This window comes from Streptomyces sp. 17_S59 (assembly GCF_056930295.1).
In genome coordinates this window covers 5,565,504-5,589,447 of record NZ_JBXOWD010000001.1, presented here as the reverse complement: position 1 = coordinate 5,589,447, position 23,944 = coordinate 5,565,504, and the positions used below count along the sequence as shown (strand labels likewise).

20 protein-coding genes are annotated in these 23,944 nt (G+C 71.3%); 7 read left to right on the top strand and 13 right to left on the bottom strand.

The features are described 5' to 3' along the window. Positions 1 to 48: 48 nt before the first annotated feature. The 5 genes from argF to mmuM form a co-directional block, all read right to left on the bottom strand. Positions 49 to 1,050, bottom strand: coding sequence for an ornithine carbamoyltransferase (gene argF, locus AC1Z4A_RS25405; protein WP_483682177.1), 1,002 nt, complete (start codon positions 1,048 to 1,050; stop codon positions 49 to 51). A gap of 69 nt (positions 1,051 to 1,119) precedes the next feature. Then, entirely contained in the window at positions 1,120 to 2,352 is a 1,233-nt protein-coding gene (locus AC1Z4A_RS25400) for an arginine deiminase (protein WP_483682176.1), read from the bottom strand. Between the two features lie 115 nt (positions 2,353 to 2,467). Beyond that, the gene (locus AC1Z4A_RS25395; RefSeq protein WP_483682175.1) at positions 2,468 to 5,077 is read right to left on the bottom strand and encodes a polynucleotide kinase-phosphatase; all 2,610 of its coding nucleotides are present in this window, start codon (positions 5,075 to 5,077) and stop codon (positions 2,468 to 2,470) included. Further along, on the bottom strand, positions 5,074 to 6,663 hold the full coding sequence (locus tag AC1Z4A_RS25390; protein WP_483682174.1) for a 3' terminal RNA ribose 2'-O-methyltransferase Hen1: 1,590 nt from the start codon (positions 6,661 to 6,663) through the stop codon (positions 5,074 to 5,076). Before AC1Z4A_RS25390 ends, AC1Z4A_RS25395 begins: the two co-directional genes overlap by 4 nt. 34 nt (positions 6,664 to 6,697) lie before the next feature. Further along, positions 6,698 to 7,606 carry a homocysteine S-methyltransferase gene (gene mmuM, locus AC1Z4A_RS25385; protein ID WP_483683721.1) on the bottom strand — a complete coding sequence of 303 codons (909 nt, stop codon included), beginning with the start codon at positions 7,604 to 7,606 and terminating at the stop codon, positions 6,698 to 6,700. A gap of 309 nt (positions 7,607 to 7,915) precedes the next feature. Between mmuM and AC1Z4A_RS25380 the strand changes: the two genes are divergently transcribed. Then, the gene (locus AC1Z4A_RS25380; protein WP_483682173.1) at positions 7,916 to 8,125 is read left to right on the top strand and encodes a hypothetical protein; all 210 of its coding nucleotides are present in this window, start codon (positions 7,916 to 7,918) and stop codon (positions 8,123 to 8,125) included. A gap of 26 nt (positions 8,126 to 8,151) precedes the next feature. Here AC1Z4A_RS25380 and AC1Z4A_RS25375 read toward each other — a convergent pair whose 3' ends face one another. The 4 genes from AC1Z4A_RS25375 to AC1Z4A_RS25360 form a co-directional block, all read right to left on the bottom strand. Further along, positions 8,152 to 8,610, bottom strand: a complete 459-nt coding sequence (locus tag AC1Z4A_RS25375) for a DUF6099 family protein (RefSeq protein ID WP_483682172.1) — start codon at positions 8,608 to 8,610, stop codon at positions 8,152 to 8,154. Between the two features lie 118 nt (positions 8,611 to 8,728). Then, positions 8,729 to 9,187, bottom strand: a complete 459-nt coding sequence (locus AC1Z4A_RS25370) for a nucleotide pyrophosphohydrolase (RefSeq protein WP_483682171.1) — start codon at positions 9,185 to 9,187, stop codon at positions 8,729 to 8,731. Further along, positions 9,184 to 10,332 (bottom strand): AAA family ATPase, encoded by a 1,149-nt coding sequence (locus AC1Z4A_RS25365; RefSeq protein WP_483682170.1) that lies wholly within the window; start codon positions 10,330 to 10,332, stop codon positions 9,184 to 9,186. The genes AC1Z4A_RS25370 and AC1Z4A_RS25365 overlap by 4 nt, the downstream gene beginning before the upstream one ends. 25 nt (positions 10,333 to 10,357) lie before the next feature. Further along, positions 10,358 to 10,765, bottom strand: a complete 408-nt coding sequence (locus AC1Z4A_RS25360; protein WP_483682169.1) for a cell division protein SepF — start codon at positions 10,763 to 10,765, stop codon at positions 10,358 to 10,360. A gap of 488 nt (positions 10,766 to 11,253) precedes the next feature. Here AC1Z4A_RS25360 and AC1Z4A_RS25355 point away from each other — a divergent pair, with 488 nt between their 5' ends. The 5 genes from AC1Z4A_RS25355 (at position 11,254) to AC1Z4A_RS25335 (ending at position 16,513) form a co-directional block, all read left to right on the top strand. Beyond that, on the top strand, positions 11,254 to 11,808 hold the full coding sequence (locus AC1Z4A_RS25355) for a hypothetical protein (protein WP_483682168.1): 555 nt from the start codon (positions 11,254 to 11,256) through the stop codon (positions 11,806 to 11,808). A gap of 61 nt (positions 11,809 to 11,869) precedes the next feature. Continuing rightward, positions 11,870 to 13,132, top strand: a complete 1,263-nt coding sequence (locus tag AC1Z4A_RS25350; protein WP_483682167.1) for an MAB_1171c family putative transporter — start codon at positions 11,870 to 11,872, stop codon at positions 13,130 to 13,132. Beyond that, positions 13,129 to 14,130 carry an aldo/keto reductase gene (locus AC1Z4A_RS25345; RefSeq protein ID WP_483682166.1) on the top strand — a complete coding sequence of 334 codons (1,002 nt, stop codon included), beginning with the start codon at positions 13,129 to 13,131 and terminating at the stop codon, positions 14,128 to 14,130. The genes AC1Z4A_RS25350 and AC1Z4A_RS25345 overlap by 4 nt, the downstream gene beginning before the upstream one ends. 140 nt (positions 14,131 to 14,270) lie before the next feature. Then, positions 14,271 to 15,839: a hypothetical protein gene (locus AC1Z4A_RS25340; protein ID WP_483682165.1), complete on the top strand. Its 1,569-nt coding sequence runs from the start codon at positions 14,271 to 14,273 to the stop codon at positions 15,837 to 15,839. Positions 15,840 to 15,844: 5 nt separating this feature from the next. After that, a complete protein-coding gene (locus tag AC1Z4A_RS25335) occupies positions 15,845 to 16,513 on the top strand; it encodes an NUDIX hydrolase (RefSeq protein WP_483682164.1) in 669 nt (222 codons plus the stop codon). 112 nt (positions 16,514 to 16,625) lie between these two features. Here AC1Z4A_RS25335 and AC1Z4A_RS25330 read toward each other — a convergent pair whose 3' ends face one another. From AC1Z4A_RS25330 to AC1Z4A_RS25320, 3 genes are all read right to left on the bottom strand, one after another. Further along, positions 16,626 to 17,381 (bottom strand): PE-PPE domain-containing protein, encoded by a 756-nt coding sequence (locus AC1Z4A_RS25330; RefSeq protein ID WP_483682163.1) that lies wholly within the window; start codon positions 17,379 to 17,381, stop codon positions 16,626 to 16,628. A 135-nt stretch (positions 17,382 to 17,516) separates the two neighbouring features. Continuing rightward, the gene (locus tag AC1Z4A_RS25325; protein WP_483682162.1) at positions 17,517 to 18,185 is read right to left on the bottom strand and encodes a DUF6585 family protein; all 669 of its coding nucleotides are present in this window, start codon (positions 18,183 to 18,185) and stop codon (positions 17,517 to 17,519) included. Positions 18,186 to 18,220: 35 nt separating this feature from the next. Then, entirely contained in the window at positions 18,221 to 19,297 is a 1,077-nt protein-coding gene (locus AC1Z4A_RS25320) for an AfsR/SARP family transcriptional regulator (RefSeq protein ID WP_483682161.1), read from the bottom strand. 164 nt (positions 19,298 to 19,461) lie between these two features. Here AC1Z4A_RS25320 and AC1Z4A_RS25315 point away from each other — a divergent pair, with 164 nt between their 5' ends. Beyond that, positions 19,462 to 21,894 carry a helix-turn-helix domain-containing protein gene (locus tag AC1Z4A_RS25315; protein ID WP_483682160.1) on the top strand — a complete coding sequence of 811 codons (2,433 nt, stop codon included), beginning with the start codon at positions 19,462 to 19,464 and terminating at the stop codon, positions 21,892 to 21,894. 20 nt (positions 21,895 to 21,914) lie between these two features. Here AC1Z4A_RS25315 and AC1Z4A_RS25310 read toward each other — a convergent pair whose 3' ends face one another. Next, positions 21,915 to 23,819 (bottom strand): AfsR/SARP family transcriptional regulator, encoded by a 1,905-nt coding sequence (locus AC1Z4A_RS25310; protein WP_483682159.1) that lies wholly within the window; start codon positions 23,817 to 23,819, stop codon positions 21,915 to 21,917. Positions 23,820 to 23,944 lie beyond the last annotated feature (125 nt).

The following is a 23,944-nucleotide window of genomic DNA, read 5'->3' as shown; positions in this document are numbered from 1 at the left end:
ACGGTCCCGCGGGCCACCCGTCCCCTTGTCGCGCACTCACGCCGGGCGTCAGTCGGCCAGCGTCGCCACCAGCACGGCCTTGATGGTGTGCATCCGGTTCTCGGCCTCCTCGAAGACGACCGAGTGGACGGACTCGAAGACCTCGTCGGTCACTTCGAGGGAGGTCAGCCCGTGCCGCTCGTGGATCTCGCGGGCGATCGAGGTGCCGAGGTCGTGGAAGGCCGGCAGGCAGTGCAGGAACTTCACCGCGGGGTTGCCGGTCGCACGCAGCACGTCCATGGTGACGGCATAGGGCCGCAGCAGGGCGATCCGGGCGTCCCAGACCTCCTTGGGCTCGCCCATCGAGACCCAGACGTCGGTGGCGACGAAGTCGGCGCCGCGCACGCCCTCGGTGACGTCGTCGGTGAGGGTGATCCGGGCGCCGCTCGTCTCGGCCAGGCTCCGGGCCTGCGCCACGACCTCGGGCGCCGGCCAGAGGTCCTCCGGCGCCACGATGCGGACGTCCATGCCGAGGAGGGCTCCGGTGATGAGGTAGGAGTTGCCCATGTTGTAGCGGGCGTCGCCGAGGTAGGCGTAGGCGACGTGTTCCAGGGGCTTGGCGGTGTGCTCGGTCATGGTGAGCACGTCGGCGAGCATCTGGGTGGGGTGCCACTCGTCGGTGAGGCCGTTGAAGACGGGGACGCCGGCGTTCGCGGCCAGCTCCTCGACGACGTCCTGGCCGTGGCCCCGGTACTCGATGCCGTCGAACATCCGGCCGAGCACCCGCGCGGTGTCCTTGACCGACTCCTTGTGCCCGATCTGGGAGCCCGCCGGGTCGAGATAGGTCGTGCGGGCCCCCTGGTCCGCGGCGGCGACCTCGAAGGCGCAACGGGTGCGGGTGGAGGTCTTCTCGAAGATCAGGGCGATGTTGCGGCCCCGGAGCCGGGGCTCCTCGACGCCCGTCCGCTTGGCGGCCTTCAGCTCCGCGGCCAGCTCGATCAGGCTGCGGAACTCCTCGGCGGTGAAGTCCGTCTCCTTGAGGAAGTGGCGGCCCTTGAGGTCTGTCGCCATGGGTGGGCTCCTAGGTGCGTGCTCCGGAATTCTATACGAGCATTCGTATCATTATGCGAGGGGTGCTGGCTACGCCCCCGGTACGGGGTCCCGCTCGACCGGGCAGCTCATGCAGCGCGGCCCGCCCCTGCCCCGCCCCAGCTCGCTGCCCGGAATGGTGATGACCTCGATGCCGTGCTTGCGCAGGAACGTGTTGGTCGTGGCGTTCCGCTCGTAGGCGACCACCACGCCCGGCTCTATGGCCAGCACGTTGCAGCCGTCGTCCCACTGCTCGCGCTCCGCCGCGTGCACATCCTGCCGTGCGATGAGCACCCGGATCGAGTCGAGCCCCAGGGCGGCGGCGATGGCACGGTGCATGTGCTCCGGCGCGTGGTCGGTGACCTTCAGCTCGCGCTCGCCGGCCCCCGGCTCGATGGTGTACGAGCGGAGCATGCCCAGCCCCGCGTACTGGGTGAAAGTGTCGCCGTCCACCATCGTCATCACGGTGTCCAGGTGCATGAACGCGCGCCGCTTGGGCATGTCCAGCGCCACGATCGTACGGGCCGAACCGGCCGCGAACATGCCCCGGGCCAGCATTTCCACGGCCTGCGGGGTGGTCCGCTCGCTCATTCCTATGAGCACCGCGCCCTCGCCGATGACCAGCACGTCGCCGCCCTCGATCGTGGACGGGTAGGCCGCCTGCCCCTCGCACCAGACGTGGAAGCCGCCCTGCGCGAAGAGCGGGTGGTGCCGGTAGACCGCCTCGTAGTGGACGGTCTCGTGCCAACGGGCGGGCCAGCGCATGGCATTGATGGAGACGCCGTCGTAGATCCAGGCCGAGGTGTCCCGGGTGAAGAGGTGGTTGGGCAGCGGATTGAGCAGGAAGTCGTCCAGGTCCATGACGTGGAAGCGGACCGAGACCGGCTCGGCGTACCGCTCCAGGAACTCCCGCTTGGTCATCCCGCCGACCAGCCAGGAGGCCAGCTCGGCCACGGGCATCGCGTCGAACGCGGCCCGCAGGTGGCCGGTGGCGAGCGGCCCGTACTCCTTCTCCGAGAAGACGCGGTCCAGTACCAGCTCCCGCGCGGCCGGCACCCGCAGGCTCTCCTCCAGCAGGTCCTGGAAGAGGTACACCTCGACCCCGCGCTCGCGCAGCACGTCGGCGAAGCCGTCGTGCTCGGCACGGGCGCGGCGCACCCAGAGCACGTCGTCGAAGAGCAGGGCGTTCTTGTTGGACGGCGTGAGCCGCTTCAGCTCCAGGTCGGGGCGGTGCAGGATGACGCGGCGCAGCCGCCCGGCCTCGGAATCGACATGGAATCCCATTCCCCCATCCTGACCCCGATGCGCCGTGATCACTCGGCACGCGGGGCACGGAGTGCCGCCGCGCGCCGAGCGACCCGGGGCCGGGGCCGGGCGGCCCGGGCCCCGGGGACACCCCCTACAGGCGCGGGTCCACCGGCTCGGACTCCAGGGCGAGGACCGCGAAGACCGCCTCGTGGACGCGCCACAGCGGCTCCCCGGCCGCCAGCCGGTCCAGCGCCTCCAGGCCCAGCGCGTACTCGCGCAGTGCGAGCGAGCGCTTGTGGCCGAGGTGGCGTATGCGCAGCCGGGAGAGGTTGTCCGGGCGGGTGTACTCGGGGCCGTAGATGATGCGCAGGTACTCCCGGCCACGGCACTTGATGCCGGGCTGGACGAGCCGGCCGTCGGCCCCGCGCGTGTACGCCTGGAGCGGCTTGACGACCATGCCCTCGCCACCGGCGGCCGTGAGGTCCAGCCACCACTGGATTCCCTCGGCGACCGACGCCTCGTCCTCGGTGTCGACCAGCAGCCGCCGGGTGGTGGCGAGCAGGCCGGGGGTGCCGTCGGGACCGGTGGCGTCCTGCTCGACGAGCCGGTCGATCAGGGCGAGCTGCTCGTCGTGCGGCAGCGTGGCGAGGCTGCGGCCCTCGGCGGCGAGGATCTGGAACGGCGCCAGCCGGATGCCCTCCAGGCCGTCCGCCCCGCCGCCCTCGACGGGCCAGCAGTAGCGCCCGTACGCATCGGTGAAGGCCGCCGCGTCCGTGGCGCGCTCGCGCTGTCGGTCGAGCAGACCGGAAACGTCGACCCCGCGCGCTGCGGCCGACTCCAGGGCCGCGAGGGCGCCGGGGAAGACCGCGCGGGAGGCCGCGCCGACCGCCGCGTACTGGTGCCGCAGCAGGCCGGTGGCCTTGAGGGACCACGGCATCAGCTCGGCGTCCAGCAGCAGCCAGTCCGTGTCCTGCTGCTCCCACAGGCCGGCCGCGTCGACGCACCGGGCGAGCCGCTCGAGCATGCTCCGGGCCGTCCGGGGGTCGTCGAAGAACGGGCGGCCGGTGCGGGTGTAGACCGCGCCAAGCACGCCGTCGGCGGTGCCGAAGCGCTCCCCGGCCACGTCCGCGTCGCGGCAGACGAGGACGACGGCGCGGGAGCCCATGTGCTTCTCCTCGCAGACCACCTGGCGGACGCCGTCGGCGCGGTGGGCGGCGAAGGCCTCCGCCGGGTGCTCCAGGTAGCCCTCCTCCTTGGAGGTGGCGCAGGGGGCCATCGTCGGCGGGAGGTAGACCACCTGACGGGGATCGACGGCGAAGCGGCTCATGACCTCCAGGGCCGCCGCGGCGTTCTCCTCGCGGACGGCCACGCGGCCCAGGTGGCGGGTCTCCACGACCCGGCGCCCGGTGACGTCGGCGAGGTCGAGCGGCCGGCCCTCGGCGCCGCCCGGCGCCTCGGGCACCAGCGGCCGCACCGGCTCGTACCAGACCTGCTCGGCCGGCACCTCCACCAGCTCGCGCTCGGGCCAGCGCAGCGCGGTCAGCTTGCCGCCGAAGACGGCGCCGGTGTCCAGGCAGATGGTGTTGTTGAGCCAGGTGGCCGTGGGGGTCGGGGTGTGGCCGTAGACCACGGCTGCCCGGCCGCGGTAGTCCTCGGCCCAGGGGTAGCGCACGGGCAGGCCGAACTCGTCGGTCTCCCCCGTGGTGTCGCCGTACAGGGCGTGCGAGCGGACCCGGCCGGAGGTGCGGCCGTGGTACTTCTCGGGCAGCCCCGCGTGGCAGACCACCAGCCGGCCGTCGTCCAGGACGTAGTGGCTGACCAGGGCCGTGATGAACTCCCGCACCCGCTCGCGGAACGCCGGGTCGTGCTCGTCCTCCCGCGCCAGCTGCTCGATCGTCTCGGCGAGGCCGTGCGTGGCCTTGACCTGGCGGCCGCCCAGGTGGCGGCCGAGCTTGTTCTCGTGGTTGCCGGACACGCACAGGGCGTGCCCCGCGGCGACCATGCCCATGACGAGCCGCAGCACGCCGGGGCTGTCCGGCCCCCGGTCGACGAGGTCGCCGACGAAGACGGCGGTGCGCCCCTCGGGGTGCACGGCGTCGACGGGACGGCCGGCCTCGTCGCGGACGAGGTCGTAGCCGAGGCGGGCCAGCAGGCTCTCCAGCTCGGAGCGGCAGCCGTGGATGTCGCCCACGATGTCGAACGGGCCGGTGAGGTGCCGCAGGTCGTTGAAGCGGCGCTCCCGGACGACCTCGGCGGCCTCGACCTGCTCGACGCCCCGCAGGACGTGCACCTTGCGGAAGCCCTCGCGCTCCAAGTGACGCAGGGAACGGCGCAGTTCGCGCTGGTGGCGCTGAATGACCCGGCGCGGCAGGCCGGCCCGGTCGGCCCGGTCGGCGTTGCGCGCGGCGCACACCTCCTCGGGCACGTCGAGCACGATGGCGACGGGCAGGACGTCGTACTCGCGCGCCAGCCGGACGAACTGCTTGCGGGCGTCGGACTGGACGTTGGTGGCGTCCACGACGGTGAGCCGACCGGCCGCCAGCCGCTTTCCGGCGATGTAGTGCAGGACGTCGAAGGCGTCCTTGCTGGCGCTCTGGTCGTTCTCGTCGTCGCTGACCAGGCCTCGGCAGAAGTCGGACGAGATGGTCTCGGTCGGCTTGAAGTGCCGCGCGGCGAAGGTGGACTTGCCGGAGCCCGTGGAGCCGATGAGGACCACAAGGGACAGGTCGGGAACGCCGAGGCGACTGCGCTCGCCGGTCATGCCGCCATCTCCTTCTTCTCGTTCGCGGACTTCTCAGACTTCTCGGACTTCGCGGCCTCGCCGCGGTTCTCGCCGCGGTTCTCGCCGCGGTTCTCGCCGGACGGCTCGCTGCCGTTCCTGCTGTGCTTGTTCTCGTTCACGTCGTTCACGTCGTTCTTGCGGAAGACCGCCATCTGCGTGGGCGGCCCCACCTCGGGGTCGTCCGGTCCCACGGGCTTGAACTCCACTCCGTACCCGTGCCGCCCGGCAACCCGCCCGGCCCAGTCGCGGAACTCCTCGCGGGTCCACTCGAAGCGGTGGTCGGCATGGCGCACATGGCCTGCCGGGAGGGACTCCCAGCGGACGTTGTACTCCACGTTGGGCGTGGTCACCACCACGGTGGCGGGCCGCGCCGAGCCGAACACCGCGTATTCCAGGGCGGGCAGTCTGGGCAGGTCCAGGTGCTCTATGACCTCGCTGAGCACGGCGGCGTCGTACCCGGCCAGCCGACGGTCGGTGTAGGCGAGCGAACCCTGGAGCAGGGTCACCCGCGCGGACTGCCGCTCCGTCATCCGGTCCAGGCGCAGCCGGCGCGAGGCCTCCTTCAGCGCGCGCATCGACACGTCGACACCGACGATCTCGGTGAACCGCACGTCCTGGAGCAGCGCCCCGACCAACTGGCCCTGGCCGCAGCCGAGGTCCAGCACCCGCTCGGCCCCGGCCGCGCGGAGGACGGCGAGGATGGCCTCACGCCGCTGCACGGCCAGCGGCAGGGGCCGCTCGTCGGTGTCGTCCTTCTCGTCCACCGCGTTGTCGAGGTCCTCGGCAGCGCTGTCGTCGGTCTCGGCCAGCCGGGCGAGGGCGAGCCGGTCGAGCGCATCGCGGGTCAGGGACCAGCGGCGGGCGAGGTAGCGGTTGGTGATCAGCCGCTGCTCGGGGTGGTCCTCCAGCCAGCCCTCGCCGTGCCGCAGCAGCTTCTCCACCTCGTCCGGCGCCACCCAGTAGTGCTTGGCGTCGTCCAGTACCGGCAGCAGGACGTAGAGGTGCCGCAGGGCGTCGACGAGCCGCAGCTCGCCTTCGAGCACCAGCGACACATACCGGGACTCGCCCCACTCGGGGAACCGTTCGTCGAGCGCCACCGGCCGGGCCTCCACGGCCCAGCCCAGCGGCTCGAAGAGCCGCTCCACCAGCGCGGCCCCGCCCTTCGCGGGAAGCACCGGCACCTCGATGCGCAACGGCCGTGCCTTCCCGGGAAGTTCGGGACGGGCCGCACACTGCCCCTTGATGGCGCTGGAGAATACGCTGCCGAGCGCGACGGCCAGCAGCGAGGACGCGGCGTAGGGGCGGTCGTTGACGTACTGCGCCAGCGCCGAGTCGGGCGCTCCCCCGCGCCCCTTGTCCTTGCCCCGCCGGACCAGCGCCACGGGATCGACCTCCAGCAGCAGCGCCGCCGTGCAGCGCTGCGCATCCGCCTCGGGGTAGAGGACATGCGCGGTGCCGTGGGCCGTGGAGAACTGCTGCGCCTTGTCAGGATGCTTGTGCAGCAAGTACCCGAGGTCGGTGGCCGGGTTTTCCGGGGTGCCGGTCGTACTGATTGTCAGAAACACACTGAAGAGTATCTACCCCCTTGTGCCCCGATTCCTACTGGTTTTTGATCACTTTCGCCAGCTTGGCGATCGTTTCCGGACCGACCCGGCAGCAGCCGCCGATGAGCCGGGCCCCGGCGGCCCGCCAGCCCGCGACCAGGGCGGGGTCGAAGGTGGGCCGCCCCGCCCAGCTCCGCAGCCGTGCGTCCCAGCCTTCCCCGCTGTTCGGGTAGACCACAACCGGTTTCCCGGTGACCCGCGCCGCGATCTCCACGGCCCGGTCCACGTCGCCCGGCTCGCAGCAGTTGACGCCCACGGCGATCACCTGGTCGTTCCCCGCGGCGAGGGCGAACGCCTCCGCCAGCGACTGCCCCGCACGCGTGGTCTCCCCCACCGCGCTGTACGAGAGCCACACGGGCACCCCGCACCCCGCCACCGCCCGCAGCAGCGCCTCGCCCTCCTCCGCATCCGGCACCGTCTCCAGCGCGAGCACATCGGGGCCAGCCCCCGCCAGGGCCTCGATCCGCGGCCGGTGGAACCGCTCCAGCTCCGCCACGCTCAGCCCGTACCGCCCCTTGTACTCGCTGCCGTCCGCGAGCATCGCCCCGTACGGCCCGACCGAGGCGGCCACCCAGACCTCTCCCTCCCCGGCTTCGGCGGCACCACGGGCCAGGGCCACGCTGCGCCGGAGCAGCTCCTCCGCTTCGTCCCGCCCCAGGCCCCGGCGGGCGAAGCCCTCGAAGGTCGCCTGATAGCTGGAGCCGATGAGGACCTGGGCGCCTGCCCGGACATACGCCCGGTGGGCCTCCTCGATCTGCCGGGGATCGTCGGCCAGGAGCCGGGCCGACCACAGCTCGTCGGAGAGATCACAGCCCTGGGCGGCCAGCTGGTTGGACAGCCCGCCGTCCAGGACGAGCGGGCCCCGCGCAAGCGCGGTGGCAAGTGGGGTGCTGGGCGCGGACATCAGGGGCGCTCCCGTGCTCGTAGCAGTGCCGGTCTTGGTGCCGGTGTCGGTACCGGTCTCGGTGCCATCCTGCACTTTTCGAGCACACGTCAACCAATCGCCCCCTGTTCCGTACGAATCGGCCCTGCAGGGTGAAATTCCACCGCCCCGACCGGCCTACGGAGTACCGGCCAGTGTCCGGGCACGCCCGGTGATCGTTGGCTCGGGCGGAGCCGGACCGCCCGGCCCGCGCACCGGTTTCCCCTGCCGGAGGCGACGATCGCAACACCGCCCGCCCGCACCGGGAGGGCGAGGGCCGAGGAGGCCACCATGACGCAGGAAGCCGCGCCCGACGAGGCCGTGCCCACCCAGGCCGGCCCCCAGCAGCAACAGGGCGCGCCCAAGGGCCTGCTCCAGCAGATGGAGGAGCTGATGGCAGCACTCAACGCGGACCTGACCCAGCTCGACGCCGACCTCCAGTCGTCGGCCCAGTCGACCGCCGAGCGGCCGACCTCCCAGGGCGGAGACGGCAGCGCCTGACCTACCCGCCCGCTCCCTTCGGCGCCTCATGCCGCGCCTCCCCGCTCCCTCAGGGCGAGCCGTCTCAGCAGCCCGCTGACCCGGTCGCTCGTCTCGTCGGCGGCATCGATCGCCTCGATGCACTGCCAGTAGACGGTGTCCTCCTCGCAGGCACAGGCAATGCCCACCAGGGCTATGCCGACCTCGCCGAGCAGCTCGCCGAGATCCGTCAACGCCCCCCATGGGTCGCGCACTTCGGTGAGCTGCGCCGCCCGTAAGCCTCCGGCGCGCAGCGCGATCCGGCACAGCGCGCCGGAGGCCCGGCCGCCCGCCTCGCTGAGGCCGCGGGCCGCAGCCCGCGCCTCGAAGGGCCCGTGAAGTGCGAGATGGCTGCCGACGGCCTCCGCCAGAGCCTGTGCCTGCCATGCCTCGACGACGATGTCCTCCACCGCCCCGGCGCCTGCCAGGGCGTGCCTTGTGGCCTCGATCAGCCGCGCCGCGTCCATGCCCGTCCCCCATGTTTTCCGTCTGCCCGCTCTCACTACCCAGAGTGATGACTAACCGCCGGAAAAGCCAGGGGAATTCAGAAATCTGTGGATACCAAATGCGCTGTGGACAACTCAATCACTCCGGAGAGTGACGATCGTCCGGTTCGTGACGCCGGATGTCCGACTCGCCCGGTACCGGAAACCGCCGCTCGTTGCGGTCGATCTTCGCCGACAGCGCCGCCAGCGGGTCGATCCCCAGCACCTCGCAGAACTGGAGCAGGTACGCCAGCACGTCCGCGACCTCGTCCTCCACCCGTCCCGCCGTCGCGGGCGCGTCCATCACGCGCGCCGACTCCTCGGGCGTCAGCCACTGGAAGATCTCGACCAGTTCGGAGGCCTCGACGCTCAGCGCGGCGGCGAGGTTCTTGGGCGTGTGGAACGGCTGCCAGTCGCGTGCCGCCGCGAACGCGACCAGGCGGCGCTGCAGCCCCGCAAGATCGTGTGCGTTGCCCCGGCCGTCGGCATCCAGGTCGTTCTTGCCACTCTTGCTGCTCTTGCTGCTCTTGCCGTTCATATCGTTCATGTCTTCGGTCACGACCCCAGATCTACCATCGAGGCCCCCGCTACCTCCTCCACAGCCTCCGCCGCCGCACCGCGCACCGTCCCCACCAGTCTGATGTGCCCCCGCTCGCACATCCGCGCCGCGAGCCCCAGGAGTTCCCGGGCCTGACGGCCGTCCAGGCACCGGTCGAAGCCGTCCGCCAGGACGGTCAGCACCTGCCGGGCCGGCAGCACCTCGGCCGCCGGGTCGACCGCCAGGACTCCGGGCCCCGTCAGCAGCACCAGGCAGAGCGCGAGATACCGCAACTCCCCGTCGCCCAGCCGCTCCAGGGGCGTCGTCCCACCCGCGCTCCGCGTCAGCACGGCGCGTACGAGACCGCCGTCGAGACTCTGCACCCCCAGCCCCTCGACCTGTCCGCGGCATCCGGCACCCGCCGCCGAGACCAGCAGTGCGTGCCGCGTCACGCACTCGTTGCGTGTGCGCCCCAGAACCGCGGCAACGTTGTCACACGCGCTCCGCAGCAGCCCGTCGCGCGCGGCCACCGGGGTGCGCATCAGCTCGGGGCGCGGGTCGCAGGGGAAGACCGAGCGGAGTGCGACCACGACCTGTTCGGCGGCATCGAGCACCATCCGCTGCCCGGCCGTCTTGCCCGCGACGCGCAGGGGCAGCAGCGAGGTGCCGAGCCGGTCGTCGGGCAGCGGGGCGCGGGTGACGGGCACCGAGCCCGCGGTGTGCCAGGCGGCCTCGACCTTGCGCAGCCCCGGGTCCCGCAGCGCCGTGGAGAGAAGGGTGCACCCCGAACCCGTCAGCCGCTCGCCGACCACCCGCAGCTCCGGCTCGGCCTGCACGGCGACGTCCAGCCGGACCGGCCCCACCGGTCCCGCCACGGTGCAGCCGATCCGGAAGCCGCGCCGCCCCTGGGCGTCGGGCCTGGCCGACTGCGGTACGCACGCGTCGGCGCCGCCGGCCACGGGGGCGAGGGCCTCGTCGAGGGAGTCGCCCCCCGCGAGCCGTGCGAGCGTCTCGTACGCCTCCAGGGCACTGGACTTGCCGCTGCCGCTCGCGCCGCGGAAGAGGGTCAGCGGGCCGAGCGAGTAGACGGCGTTGCGATGCGATTTGAAGGCGGAGAGCCGCAGTTCGGTCACGACGGGGCGCTGGGGCTGGATGGCGGCGTCCATGCCCCGGACCGTATGCGGCACATCCTCAGCCAAACCGTTTCATCTGATCATTCTTCCTACGATCGGAGTACCCTGAGGCCACCTCCGTCCCTTCGGGGGTGAGGAGAAAGACATTGGTGTCGACGCGGTGCATGGCACTGCACAGCCCGAAGACGACGCCGCTGGAGAAGTCCAGGATCCGCTTGGCGACGTCGGAGTCGGCGCTGGTGAGGTCGAGCAGCACCGGGATACGGGCCATCAGATGCTCGGCGACCTCGCGTGCGTCCGCGAACACCTGGACGCGGAGCACGACCATGCGCCGCCGGCTCTCCTCCGGCTCCTCTTCCGGCAGGGCCCGGTGATCGGGCCAGGACGGCCAAGTCTGGTGGCCTCGCAGCGGGACGACCTCGGCCAGTCCCTCCCACTGCTCATCGGTGGCCTCGGACCTGTTCACCGGATCACCCCTCCGGGGAACGTGCTGGATATGTACATCCCGCGATTCTAGGGATAAACACGCACCGTTAGGCTGAATGACACGCGCGACGCACGTATCGGGCGACATCACCCGCACCCGTCCGGGGTGCCGGGCACGGCGACCCCTACCCCGCTCAGACCACACTCGAACACACGCTTTTACAAGCGAGCGCGCAAGCGATCGGCAAGCAGCCAATATGAGACACACGTCTCGGCTGTTTGCCGCTTTGTCGACCTCAAACCTCCAAGCCCAGGGCAGGTCGCACTCCCCCACCGAAGGTTTTCAGCCATCCTCACCAGTACATCCTCGGCCGGGGCGATTACCATCACCGCACGAAGCACTGGTCCGGCGGTGTCAGGGAGAGGGCAATGTCGCAGAGTTCACGCGTCCCCGAGGAACATGATCTCTCGCGTGGGCCCGGGGACGCGGCCGGGGCCCGGACCGCGGGAAGGGAGTAACCTTCCACCGTGGCCTCAGACTCCCGGGCGCAGCACCAGGTCCGCAAGGGAGACCTCAAGCGTCTGCGTCGGGCTTCGGAAGCGATCCTTGCCCGCCTGGACCTGCCCGACGGGTGCAGCATCGCCACGCTCACGGAACGCATCGGCAAGGACCGCGGACGCCCCATCCAGCTCGTACCGCTCCCGCTGGGAGCGGAGACGCCCTGCGGCATGTGGCTGGCCACGGACGTCGCCGACATCATCATCGTCGAGGCGAACACCAGCCGCCTGCACCGTGACCACATCATCGCCCACGAACTCGCGCACATGCTGTGCGAGCACTCGGACTCGACGGGCCCCGACCCCACGGGAATCGGGCGCCTGCTGCCCAACCTGGATCCACGGCTCGTCCGTGAGGTCCTCGGACGAACCAGCTACTCCACCGAGGAGGAGCAGGAAGCGGAGATCGTCGCCTCGCTCATCCTCGAACGCGTCACCCGCCCGCCCGTGGAATCCGTGTGGGCGGTACCGTCCACCGACGCCGACACCATCGCGCGTATTAACAATTCACTCAATCCGGGCTGAGGTTTCGCCGACCGCTGCCCTCTCGAAGCCGAGCGGCGAGGGCAGGAGGTCTCCAGGTCTCATGGGCGATGTGAAGGCCGTGGTGTTCCCGGCGTGCGCGATCCTGTGCGCGCTGGCCTTCCTCTACAAGCTGCGCGATCTGCGTCACCGGCGCGGCGACCCGTCGTTGCTGGCGCTGCTCGTCGCGTTCTCCTGCAAGGGGATCTCCTTCTCCCTCTCCACACCGAAGGTCTCGGCGTGGGTGGACGCCCGGCTGGGCGTGGCCGACCTGGGGGCTCTGGGCATCCACCTCTTCGGGGGCGTGGCCTCCAGCGCCGCCTTCCTGATCGCGATCGTCCACTGGGTGTACCCGCGCGAGGAGGCCCGCCGCCAGGCCCTCACCAGGCTGCTCGTCGCCGTTCTGGTGGCCGTCGTCATGATCGGGCTGTGGATCACAGCGAAGGCCGGAACGCACCAGCGCAGCGCGCACTATCTGCTGCAGAACGCGAACCGTCCCGTGGTGGCCGCCTACCTGCTCCTCTATGTCAGCGCCTTCGGCTCCGGAATGATCGAGATCATCCGGCTGTGCGTGCGGTACGGGCGGGTGGCCGGCCGGCAGTGGCTGCAGAGGGGGCTGTACACGACAGCGATCGGCGCGAGCGCCTGCCTGGTCTACGTCCTCAACAGGCTCCTCTCCCTCATCACGGTGCAGTGCGGCCTCGACCCGCTGGAGTGGGAGCTGCTGACCCCCGTGGCCAATGGCACGGGCATCTTCTTCCTGGTGGCGGGGCTGACCATGCCGTCGTGGGGCCCGCGGGCGTCCGATGCGCGGCGCCTGGTCCGCAACTTCGTCATGTACCAGCGGCTGCACCCCTTGTGGCGGGCGCTGTCCACCGCGCTCCCGGACATCGCGCTGACGCCCGCGCCCGCCAACCGCCTCGCCCACCTGGCGCCGGGCGACATCAACTTCCGGCTCTACCGGAGGGTCATCGAAATCCAGGACGGCCTGCTCGCGCTGCGCCCGTACACGGACCCGGCCGTCGTCGCGGCGGCGCGCCGGTCGGCCGAGGAGGCGGGGCTGACGGGCGACCGGCTGCGCGCGACGGTACAGGCCGCTTCGCTGGCGGCGGCCCTGCGCGCGAAGCAGGACGACCGGCCGCCGGCCGGGGATCCCCCGGCTCTCGGCCCGGACAGCACCGAGGGCGGCGACTACACGGCCGAGGTCGCATGGCTGCTGAAGGTCGCCCGGGCCTACGCCGCGCTACCACCACTACCGACTGCACCGACTACCGGACCGTCCGCCGGCCCATCCGCCGGACCGTCCACTGGGAGGACCACCCGATGAAGTACCGCAGACTCGGTGAGACCGGCCCCGAGGTCTCGGCGATCGGCCTGGGCTGCATGGGCATGTCTATCGCCTACGGAGTCCCGGACGAGGAGGAGTCGCAACACACGCTGGACCGCGCCCTGGAGCTGGGCGTCACCCTGCTGGACACCGCGGACGCCTACGGGCAGGGCGTCAACGAGGAACTGGTCGGCCGCTGGCTGCAGCGGCACCCCCGGGAGCGGGACGCGATGGTGGTGGCGACCAAGTTCGGCCTCCGCCACGACCCGGTGACCGGCCGGGTGGACCAGGTCGACACCTCCGCCTCCTACGTCCCGCAGGCCTGCCGCGCCTCCCTGCGCCGGCTCGGCGTCGACCACATCGACGTCTACTACGCACACCGCCGGAACCCGCAGACCCCCATCGAGGAGACGGTCGGCGCGCTGGCCGAGCTGGTGCGGGAAGGCCTCGTACGCCACATCGGCCTCAGCGAAATCAGCGCCGCCACGCTGCGCAAGGCGCACGCCGTCCACCCCGTCAGCGCGGTACAGGTCGAATACTCCCTCTTCACCCGGAACGTGGTGGAAGGGGAACTGCTGGCAGCATGCCGCGAATTGGGCGTGGCGGTAGTGGCGTACTCCCCGCTGGGACGGGGCATGCTCACAGGTTCCGTCACGTCCCGGGACGACCTCGGCCCGGACGACAACAGACTGCGGTGGCCGCGCTTCGCCGACGAGAACATCGACCGGAACCTGACGCTGGTGCGGACGGTGCAGGACGTCGCCGCACAGATCGGCTGCACACCGTCCCAGGCGGCCCTCGCCTGGCTGCTCGCCCAGGGCGACGACATCGTCCCGATTCCGGGCACCAAGCGCCGCCGCTACCTGGAGGAGAACGCGGGGGCGGCGGAGCTGGAGCTGAACGCCGAGCAGCTGGAGCTGCTGCGGGGGGCGGTGCCGGAGGAGGCGGTGGCCGGGGAAAGGTATCCGGTGCAGGCGCTGGAGAGGCTGGGGCATTGAGGGAAGGGCCGCCCGTCCGCGCAGAGAGCCGGAAACGGAGATAAACAGCTCTCACCCATTCCGCCCCCGTGCCCCGGACTTCGTAGCAGCATGTCCGGTGGCCGCCACGTCTGTGGGGCCGGGGGACTCAGGGAGCGGGGATGGCGCAGGAATCCGATGAGACGACTGAGACAACCGGAACGACGACGGGAACGACGACCGGAACGACGGCCAGACTGACGCCCAAGGATCTGGTGCCCGGCGCCGTGATCGCACAGTCGCTGGACAACCAGTGGGTGAGCGCCGAGCTGACGCAGCAGATGGTCACCGAGGGAAAGTCGCTCCAGGAGGTGGCGGGTTCACGGGACAAGGAAGTACGCGCCGAGTACTTCCGCAGCCTGATCAACACCCGGCAGCTCGTGGCGAACCGGGTGTTCTTCTACAACAACCCCGCCGTGAGCTGCGACCCTCTCGAAGGCGGCACGGCCCGCCGAGCCCTCCAGAAGCTGCTCGCGCAGGGGGTCGTCGTTCCCTACCTGCTCAACGAACGCGACCCGGGCGAACGTCCGCGTCCCGGCCTCGACTTCGACGAGACCGCATTCGCCGCCTGGCAGGAGACCCTTGAGGGAATGCGCTCCGGCGAGCGGGTGAAGTGCGTCCGGTTCTCCTGGGACGACCAGGAGAACCGGGATGCCACCAGGAGCGCGCTCTTCAACGCCTTCGCCGGCCGGGTGCAGAGTCTGACCGCCAAGGACATCCCCCTGCTCGCCAAGGACGTCGGCGTTCCCCCGCACCATCACCGGGCATTCGCCGAGCGGATCGGCGAAGTCGTCCAGCGCAGCAACGAACTCAGCGTCAGCGGCGAGTTCGTGACCCGGAACCTGCTCTACGAGGAGTTCGTCTCCGTCCCGGGCACGCCCGTCTCCGAGGGCCGCTACGACCGGAGCAAACCGTTCTCCGCGGAGATCAAACAGCTCCTCGACCTCATCTACAGCGTCAATCTCGCCGACGCCCTCGGCATGTACCCGCTCACCCCGGCCGACAGCCTGCGGAGGATCGCGCTCCAGGAGTGGCGGGACGTCCGTACGAACCCGTCCGGCACGGTCACGGACCCGGATGAGCTGATGAAGTTCCTGTGCAGACAGGTCTTCGACACCGTCCAGTCGCGGCTTCACCTCACCCCCGCCACCATCGACGCCCTCGCCCTGGGGGACATCTGCAGCCTCCGTGAGAGCGATCCCTGGCACGAATACATCCATGCCTTCGACAGACTGATCTCCCGGCCGGACGACTTCGCACAGCGCGTGGAGGACGTCTTCACGACCTACGTCGCACTCAACTCCGAGATCGTGCGCATCGCGGCCGCCCGCGGGGACCGGCGCGTGCGCGCCACCAAGTGGCTGCCGGTCGTGGAGGTCGTCGTCACCATAGGCGGGGCCGTCTTCACCGCGGTCACCGGCGAGGAGTTCTGGAGCATTGCCGGCAGCGTCGGGGGGATGACGGCCAACTACGGGGGTTCCGTCCGGTTGGTGCTCCGCAACCGGGTGGCGGGCAAGCGCGAGCAGAAGTTCGCCCGGGAAATGGCCGCCGTGCGGTTCGACAGCGTCCGTGAGTGGGCAAGGTTCCACGACATGGTGCGCAAGCTGCCCGGATACCGGGAGGAGGAACTCAGCGTCCCCGCCGCCGCCACCGGCTCGACCACCGTCCAGGACGCCCCGGAGGAGTACTGAGAACCGTGCCAGACCAGGCCCAGACACCGTACGACCGCCTGCGCGCCACCCGGCCCGAGCTGTTCGTCAACACGCCGGGCGGGATAGACATCCTCCTCGATCCCGCAGAGGTCGAGGAGGCACGGCGCAGCGCGGGGGGCGATGCACCGATCGGGGTCGTGTACGCCGATCCGTACGTCACCCTCGTCCGGGACGCGGTCCGGTTCCCCGGAGGATCCCTGGGCCTGTATGTACGGACGATCGCCAGCGCCGACAGCCCCGGTGCGGTCGTCCTGCCCTTGACGGCCGACGGCGACATCGTCCTCGTCGAGCACTACCGCCACGCCACCCGGGCCTGGCACTGGGAGGTGCCGCGCGGCTTCGGTGAGCCTGGCGCGACGGGCGCGCAGAATGCCGCCCGAGAGCTGGCGGAGGAAATCGGGGCGGAGGCCGCAGAGCTGATCCCGCTGGGACGGCTGCATCCCGACACCGGTCTGCTGGGCGACCACGTCGAGTTGTTCGCGGCCCGCGTCCGGGGAATCGGCACCCTGGACACCGCCGAAGGCATCCGCCGGACGGTCGTCCTGCCGGCACAGGCCGTGGAGGAGATGATCGCGACGGGGACGATCACCTGCGCGTTCACGATCGCGGCCGTCACCCGGGCTCGGCTGAAGGGCCTTCTTGCGGCCTGGTGATGTGTACTGCGCGCTGCCCGCTGCGACCATACGCGGACGGTCCGACCGGCCTCCCCCGGTCGGACCGTTTGCCCCGCATTCCCCCGATTACGGGGCGGCCTGGGTGGGGCTGTCAGGAGTCGTACCAGACGACTCCGTCACCCCCGTCGTGCCCGATGGTCTGCGTCATGACATTGCCGTCCTGCCAGTACTTGGGGTGCTGGTTCAGGAAGCCGCTGATGGACTGGAGTGAGGTGGCGTCGCACACGCCGTCGGTGCGGATGCAGAATCGCTGCACCGGGACGCCCTCGAGCTTTGCCGGGCCGGCGCCGGGCGAAGTGAATCCCAGGGCGCTCCAGCCCTTCGGGAGCTTGGCCCAGATGCCGGTGTCGGGCTGCATGGGGTCGGCGTACAGCATGCCGTTCACCTGCGAGCGGGGTATGTCGGTGCCACCGTTGGCTATCGTCTGAAGCACCTGGTCGGCCACTTGCGCGCCCTGGGAGTAGCCGACGATCGTGAAGCGGGCGCCGGGATCGCGGCGGTAGGTGTCCTCGGCGGCGGCCAGCAGATTGCGGTATCCCTCCTGCACGCTGGCGTCGAAGCTCGGTGCGCTCAGGTCCGGGAGGTTGTTGCCGTTGAGCCAGGGGCCAGCGCTCGCCGGGTAGCAGACCGGCACCGGGATGCCGCCGTTGAGGTGCTTGTTGGCGAATGCGAAGGTGCCGGTGCAGTCGGGTGCGGGCAACGCCGAGGCCGTGCCGCCGACCTCCAGGTAGTAGTGGTGCACCGGATCCGCGTGGGCGACGGCGGGTGCGACGGCGGTGACGGCCACCATGGCTGCCGCCGTACCGGCAAAACCGATCGCCTTCTTCCATCTGCTGACCAAAGTCATCGCTCTGCTTCTCCTCCGGTTGGAACAAGCGCACACAACTGCTGTGGTCGGCATGGACGTTAGCCACGGGTGTTGAAATAGCGATGAAACGGCCGGTCGACGCATTCAGATCATTCGACTCTTCGGCTCGTGTCGTCATGAGCACGCGCCGCCGCCGGTTCGAAGGTGCTCGACGAGTGCGCGGAAGACGAAGAGATTCGGGATCCCGGAGGCCCTGGGCTCCAGTTCGTGCCACTTCCCGGCGATGCCGAGCTTGATGACGTCATTCCGGATTTGCATCTGCTGCACCTGTGGCCAGCTCGCGGACACCTCTCCGGACCGGAGCCCCTCCCTGGTCAGCCAGATGTCCCCGAAGGTGAGTCGCAGGCTCTTGTCGAGCGCGGCCAGGGCAAGGGGCAGTTGGGCGTGGGTGACGGCCCGTTGGATCTCGGGGCCCCAGCCTTCCGCGTAGCTGTCCTCGTCCTCCGGCCTGGCGTGGAGTACGACCCGCTCCCCGTCGACGTCGGTGAGCGTGTAGACGGGAACAGTGGCCGTCTGGAAGACCGAAGTGGTGTCGTAGCGGACGACGTGGATCCGCCCCCTGACGGCAACCGTCATTCCGCGCTCGTACAGGTCCAGCCGCGCATCCGTGCCCTCCTTCGCGGCGTAAGGTCGCCAGTTTCGGGCCAGGGCCAGCAGGCCCTGGAGCCCCCGCGTCCGTCCGGCGTTCGCGTGGGGCGCCGGGTACGCGGCGGCCACCACGTAAGTGGCGCGTCGCCTGCCGATGTGCGCGCGGCCTGCCGCTGCGGAGATTCTCGCCAGCATCAGCTCCTCGCCGCGTCTGTGCGGCGTCGGCCCCGTCACGGCGCGGTACGGGCGAGGCCGAGGTCGGCGTCGTACCCGCGCAGGATCATCTGGTGCGTCCGCCGCAGCATCTGGCCCGGAGAGACCCCCAGGTCCTCGACCAGACGGCGGCGGGTGCGGTCGAACACGGTCAGCGCGTCGGCCTGACGGCCGCTCCGGTACAGCGCGCGCATGAGCATCGCAGCGACGGGTTCGTTCAGGGGCTGGGCCACGGCCAGGGCCCACAGCTCGGCGATCGCCTCGGAATGTCGCCCGAGCCGCAGCTGCCAGTCCAGCTTCCGCTGTACGAGGGCGATCCTGCGCTCGGTGAGCCGCAGTCGTTCCAGTTCGGCGAACGGCCCCGGTAAGCCGGACAAGACTTCCCCGCGGAACAGGTCCAGTGCCTGGGAGCAGACGCGGACGGCCTCGGCCGGTTCGCCGGCTCGCTCGGCCTTCCCGGCGGCCGTGACCAGTTCCTCCATGCGCGCCACGTCCACCTCGACCGCGCCGGGGATCAGCCGGTAGCCGCACCGATCGCGCTCGATCGCTGAATCACCAGGGCCGTCCCCGATGCGGAGGACCTTGCGCAGCCGGTAGATGTACACCGGCACGACCTTGGTGATCGGCGGCTCCATCCCCCATACCCCGTCGAGCAGTTCCTGCTGGCTGACCGTCCGGTCGGAGCACAGAGCCAGTGCTGCCAGTACGGCCTGCTGGCGGAGCGGCCCCAGGTCCACGGGCCGGCTGTCGCGCCATGCCTGCAGCGGACCGAGTACGGAGATCCGTAAGCGCGGCGGTTCCGGGTTCGGGTGGGCGGCGGTTCGCGGTACCGAGCCCGTCGCCTTCCTGCGGGGCCCGCGGCCGGGGACGACCAGGCCGCAGTCGAAGGCGTGGACGATGGCGGCGGCCCGGTCGCGCAGCCCGAGTTCGGTGAGGATCCGCGCGAGATGTCCGGCCACGGCCTCCTTGGGGATGGCGAGGGCGGCGGCGATCTCGGTGTCTTTCAGGCCGCATCCGACTGCGTAGAGCACCTCGCGCTCTTGCTGCGTGAGTGTGGTGACGGTCGGCTGGGCGGCGGTGGCTGTCGTCGGCATCGCGGCTCCCCGGGCTTCGGAGTGGTCGGTCTGACGGATGCCGTCGACGCTGTCCCCGGCGGCGGTTTACGGACAGGCCAGCGGACCGGCCGTATGCGGCCGGTTGCCGCGCTAGAGTCCCTCACCTGGGGAAATGGACAAGTCCGGGGGGAAGGCCGTGACCTGTGGCGAGTGAGTTCAGCGAGCTGTTACGGCGGCTGCGGCGCGCGGCGGGGATGACTCAGGAAGCCCTGGCGGAGCGCGCCGGAGTGGGGGTGCGCACCATCCGCGGGCTGGAGACGGGCGAGCGGGCCGACCCCCGGGTGACGACGGTGCGGCTGCTGGCCGATGCGCTCGGGCTGGGGCCCGAGGAGCGCGAGGAGTTGTTGGCGGCCGCCATTCGGCGGGACGGGGACGGGAGCGGGAGCGGGTCTGATGTCCCGGCCACGGACGGGAAGGGTCCGGACGGCCCGAGCTCGGACGGGAACGGTCCGGATGGTTCGACCGTCCACATCGAACCGGTCACCCGGCAGCCGATGCCGACATCGGCATTGAACGAAACCCTGGCCGACGTCGCCGAGCAGCTCGCGCAAGCAGTGACCACCCGCTGGCAGCGCGAGGAGGAGCAGCGGCAGGTCCACGATCCCTACCCGCTGCCCGTGCGCTGGCGATCGGTCCCCGAGGAGCTGACCGACCACTGGGCCAACATCCGCCGCCTGCCCGCCGGGGCTTCGCACGGCCCGCTGGATCTGGGCGGGCAGCTGGACGAGATCGTAGGCGTGTACCGGCGGATCCCGTCCGGGCGGCTGGTGGTGCTGGGCCGGTCCGGCTCCGGAAAAACGATTCTCGCGGTGCGGTTCGTCCTGGACTGTCTCAAGTCGAGGGCCCGGGCCGAGCCCGTACCGGTGATCTTCAGCATCGGCTCGTGGGATCCCACCGCCATCACGTTCCGGGACTGGCTGACGGCGCAACTGATACGCGACCACCCCGGACTTGCCGCCCCGGGGCCCGGCGGGTCGAGTCTGGCCGCCGCGCTGGTCGAGAGCGGCCGGGTGCTGCCCGTGCTGGACGGCTTCGACGAGATCGCCGACGGTCTGCGCCGCCCCGCGCTGGAGGCGCTCAACGCCACGACCCTCTCGCTGCTGCTGACGAGCCGGCCGTCCGAGTACGCCGCCGCAGTGGCGGAGACGGACGTGCTCACCTCCGCTGCCGCAGTGGACCTGACCGATCTCACCCTGGACGACCTGGCCGACTACCTGCCGCGCACCGCGCGCAAGGCCCGCGGAGGGGACCCCGCAGCGACGGCCTGGGACCCGGTGCTGAAGGAGCTGCGCGAGCGGCCGCACGGCCGGGCCGGTGCGAACCTCGCCGCGGTGCTGACCACTCCGCTGATGGTCACGCTCGCCCGCGCCGTCTACAGCGACACCCCCGGCCAGGACCCGGCCGCGCTCCTGGACACCCGGCGGTTCGCCGGCCCCGAGGAGCTGGAGGACCACCTCCTCGACAACTTCACCGCCGCTGTCTACCGCCCTCGCCCCGAGCACCGCCCGCCCGGCAAGCCGCGCAGCGGCTTCGACCCGGAACGTGCCCAGTACTGGCTCGGCTACCTGGCCCACCACCTGACCCGGCTCGACACCCCCAACCTGGAGTGGTGGCGGCTCGGTTGCGGACTGCGCCGCTCCACGCGCACGCTGGTGACGGCAATGGTGGTTTGTCTGCTCGTCGGGCTCGTCGACTGCGCCGTCGGCATCTTCAGGGACTCCTTCCGCTTCCAGCTCGTGGACGGGCTGGTGGCGGGTCTCCTCGCCGGGGTCATGTTCGGGCTCGCGTACTGGTTCATGTTCGCGGCAAGGGGCGTGGCAGTGGCGCCGTCCAGCATGCGTATGAAGATATTCGACAGGGCGGGCAGGCCAGGCAAGACGACGAGGACCTGGCGGAGGGCTACCCTCCGCCTCGCGCTCGGGATAGTGTGCGGGCTCGTCTTCGGCTTTGGCTTCGGCTTCGTGCGCGCAGTGTTCTTCGGCATCCTCTACAGCGTCAGCCTCCCGATCATCCTCCGCGGCGGCCTCGACGACGGCATCGTCTTCGGGCTCGTGTTCGCGCTGGGAGCCGGTATCGCCTTCGGCCTCCTGGCCGTCCTCGAAACCCCTCTCGACATCCGGTCCGCCGTCAACCCGGTCGGCCTGCTGCGCACGAACTGCCGAACGGTCGTCACCCAGCTCCTCGTCTGGGCACCCGCCTTCGGTCTCCTAGTCGGCTTCGGAGCCGGGGTGGTGATCGGGCTCCTGTCGGCGCTGCTGGGCCCGCTCACCTGGAACCTCACAGCCGCGATCAAGCTGGGCGTCACCAGCGGCCTCGGCGGCGGCCTCGGCTACGTGCTCACCCTGACCGCCTGGGGCCAGTGGGTGGTCTTCTCGCGGCTCTGGCTGCCGCTGACGGGGCGGCTGCCCTGGCCCGTTGTCGCCTTCCTCGAGGATGCGTACGAGCGGGGGGTGCTGCGTCAGGCGGGGGCGGTGTATCAGTTCCGGCATGCCCGCCTGCAGCACCATCTCGCCCGGGCCTACCGGGCACACCAGGCGCAGCCGACCGGACAAGGCGACGGCGCGCCCGCCCCGTAGTCGTTGCCCGCGTCCCGGGCTCAGGCACCCGCCGGGCCCCGGTCCACGGCTCCGACCCGTAGGCGCTCGTCCGGACAGGCACCGGTCCGCGTCGGACGGCGCGGGTCGCGGTGTCCGGGCGCCGACCGGACGAACTGCCCCACCAGCGGCGGAATCCGGTACCGGGGCAGTGCCCCCGGGCCCCTTTCGTCACGCTGCACCAGCCGCAGATCGCAGAGGTGGTCCAGCAGGTACTCGGCCCGTGCGGGCGAGAACTCCAGCAGCTCCGCCGCCTCGCGCGGGGTGAACCCCGCCACCAGGCCGGCAAGCTCGGCGGTGACCCGCAGGTCGCCGGGGCGGGCGCCGGAAAGGCCACGGGCCAGGCTCGCCGTCATGTCGAGCCCGGGCACCACGAGTTCGGCCAGGCCGTCCGGGCCCTCCAGGAGTTCCGCGAGTCGCATGAGCGACCAGTGCGGACGGGTCGCCAGGCGGGCGCCCGCTATGCGGACGGCCAGCGGCAGCAGGCCGCAGGCCCGTACGAGCCTGGCGGCAGCCGTCGGCTCCGCGGCCACCCGGCGCTCGCCCGCGACGCGGCCGAGCAGTTCCACGGCCTCGTGAGGACGCAGCTCGCCGACCTCCACCGCCCAGGATCCGCTGAGCCCGGCGAGGCGGGAGCAGCTGGTGACCACCGTGGCGCAGCCTCCGGTGGTCGGCAGCAGGGGGCCGACCTGGGCCTCGTCCACCGCGTTGTCGAGCACGACGAGGACCCGGCAGCCGTGCAGCCGCTCCCGGTAGAGCCGGATCCGGTCGGCCGGCGACTCGGGCACGGCCCTGCCCGGCAACCCGGTGGCGCGCAGCAGCTCGGTGAGCGCGTCGGCCGGCTGGCAGGGGGTGCCGACCGGGGTCCGCAGGTCGGCGTAGAGCAGGCCGCCGGAGTAGCGGTCGCAAACGGTCCGCGCCACCCGGTTGACGAGGGTGGACTTCCCCGCCCCGACCGGGCCGGAGACGACCGCGAGCGTCCAATCCCGGGGCGCGCCGCCGGGGTCCAGCAAGGCAGTGAGGCGGGCGGAGACGGCCTCCCGGCCCACGAAGTCGGCCGCGCCGGACGGCAACTGGCTGTCATTGCCCCGGAGCCTGACCTTCCGTGCCGCCGCGGCCGCCCCGAAGGACGCCCCGCCGAAGGCCGCCCCCGGGGCGTCGACCTCGCTCCTCCCCTCCAGCACGGCCTGCTGCAACCGCTGGAGGACGACGCCGGGTTGCAGCCCCAGCTCCTCGACGAGCATCCGCCGCACCGAGGCGAAGACGAAGAGCGCCTCCGCCTGGCGACCCGCCCGGTAGAGCGCGACCATCTGCTGGGCACGCAGGCGCTCCCGGAACGGGTTGTCCGCCACAAGCGGTTCCAGGTCGCGAAGGGCCTCGTCGTGGAGTCCGAGGGCGAGCCTGGTGTCGACGGCCGCCTCTGCGACCACCAGCCGCCGCTCGGCCAGCCGGATGCACTCCCGCTGTATCACGGGCGAGCACTCCAGCCCGTCGAAGGGGCGGCCCCGCCACAGGGCGAGCGCCCGCCGGAACAGCTCGTCGGCACGCTCGAGTTCGGCGCGGCGCACCGCGGTCGCCGCCTCGGACGCGAGCTGCTCGAAGCGGCCGACGTCGGTCTCCTCCCGGTCCGCGGCGAGCAGATAGCCGCCGGGTCTGCTCAGCACCCGGGGCCGGTCGCCGTCGACGCGCAGCGCCTTGCGCAGGTGGCACACGTTCACCTGGAGGTTCTTGGCTGCCGTGCGCGGCGGGTTCTCCCACCACAGCGCCTCGGTCAGGCGCCCGGTGGACACCGTCCGGTCGGGGTGGCACAGCAGCGCCGCCAGCAGGAAGCGGGGCTTGCCCCGGCCCAGTGCCACCCTTTCGCCCTCGGCCCGCACCTCCAATGAGCCCAGCACGCCGAACTCCATGGCCGCCCCCCTTGTTTTCGCAATTCGCGTGTAGATTCCGCGGATTGATGTGGTCAGTCAACGGTGGTGAAGGAACCGGAAGCGGCCTTCTCCGGAAGCCTTCGGCCACCGCGGGACGGTGGTGT

Excerpts from the sequence above, each read along its gene's own strand:
- AC1Z4A_RS25350 (WP_483682167.1), top strand. The coding sequence starts at position 11,870 with ATGGGCGATGTGAAGGCCGTGGTGTTCCCGGCGTGCGCGATCCTGTGC.
- AC1Z4A_RS25365 (WP_483682170.1), bottom strand. The coding sequence starts at position 10,332 with ATGGACGCCGCCATCCAGCCCCAGCGCCCCGTCGTGACCGAACTGCGG.
- AC1Z4A_RS25400 (WP_483682176.1), bottom strand. The coding sequence starts at position 2,352 with ATGGGATTCCATGTCGATTCCGAGGCCGGGCGGCTGCGCCGCGTCATC.
- AC1Z4A_RS25375 (WP_483682172.1), bottom strand. The coding sequence starts at position 8,610 with ATGGACGCGGCGCGGCTGATCGAGGCCACAAGGCACGCCCTGGCAGGC.
- mmuM (WP_483683721.1), bottom strand. The coding sequence starts at position 7,606 with ATGTCCGCGCCCAGCACCCCACTTGCCACCGCGCTTGCGCGGGGCCCG.
- AC1Z4A_RS25395 (WP_483682175.1), bottom strand. The coding sequence starts at position 5,077 with ATGACCGGCGAGCGCAGTCGCCTCGGCGTTCCCGACCTGTCCCTTGTG.
- argF (WP_483682177.1), bottom strand. The coding sequence starts at position 1,050 with ATGGCGACAGACCTCAAGGGCCGCCACTTCCTCAAGGAGACGGACTTC.
- AC1Z4A_RS25325 (WP_483682162.1), bottom strand. The coding sequence starts at position 18,185 with ATGCTGGCGAGAATCTCCGCAGCGGCAGGCCGCGCGCACATCGGCAGG.
- AC1Z4A_RS25330 (WP_483682163.1), bottom strand. The coding sequence starts at position 17,381 with ATGACTTTGGTCAGCAGATGGAAGAAGGCGATCGGTTTTGCCGGTACG.
- AC1Z4A_RS25320 (WP_483682161.1), bottom strand. The coding sequence starts at position 19,297 with ATGCCGACGACAGCCACCGCCGCCCAGCCGACCGTCACCACACTCACG.
- AC1Z4A_RS25345 (WP_483682166.1), top strand. The coding sequence starts at position 13,129 with ATGAAGTACCGCAGACTCGGTGAGACCGGCCCCGAGGTCTCGGCGATC.
- AC1Z4A_RS25310 (WP_483682159.1), bottom strand. The coding sequence starts at position 23,819 with ATGGAGTTCGGCGTGCTGGGCTCATTGGAGGTGCGGGCCGAGGGCGAA.
- AC1Z4A_RS25340 (WP_483682165.1), top strand. The coding sequence starts at position 14,271 with ATGGCGCAGGAATCCGATGAGACGACTGAGACAACCGGAACGACGACG.
- AC1Z4A_RS25380 (WP_483682173.1), top strand. The coding sequence starts at position 7,916 with ATGACGCAGGAAGCCGCGCCCGACGAGGCCGTGCCCACCCAGGCCGGC.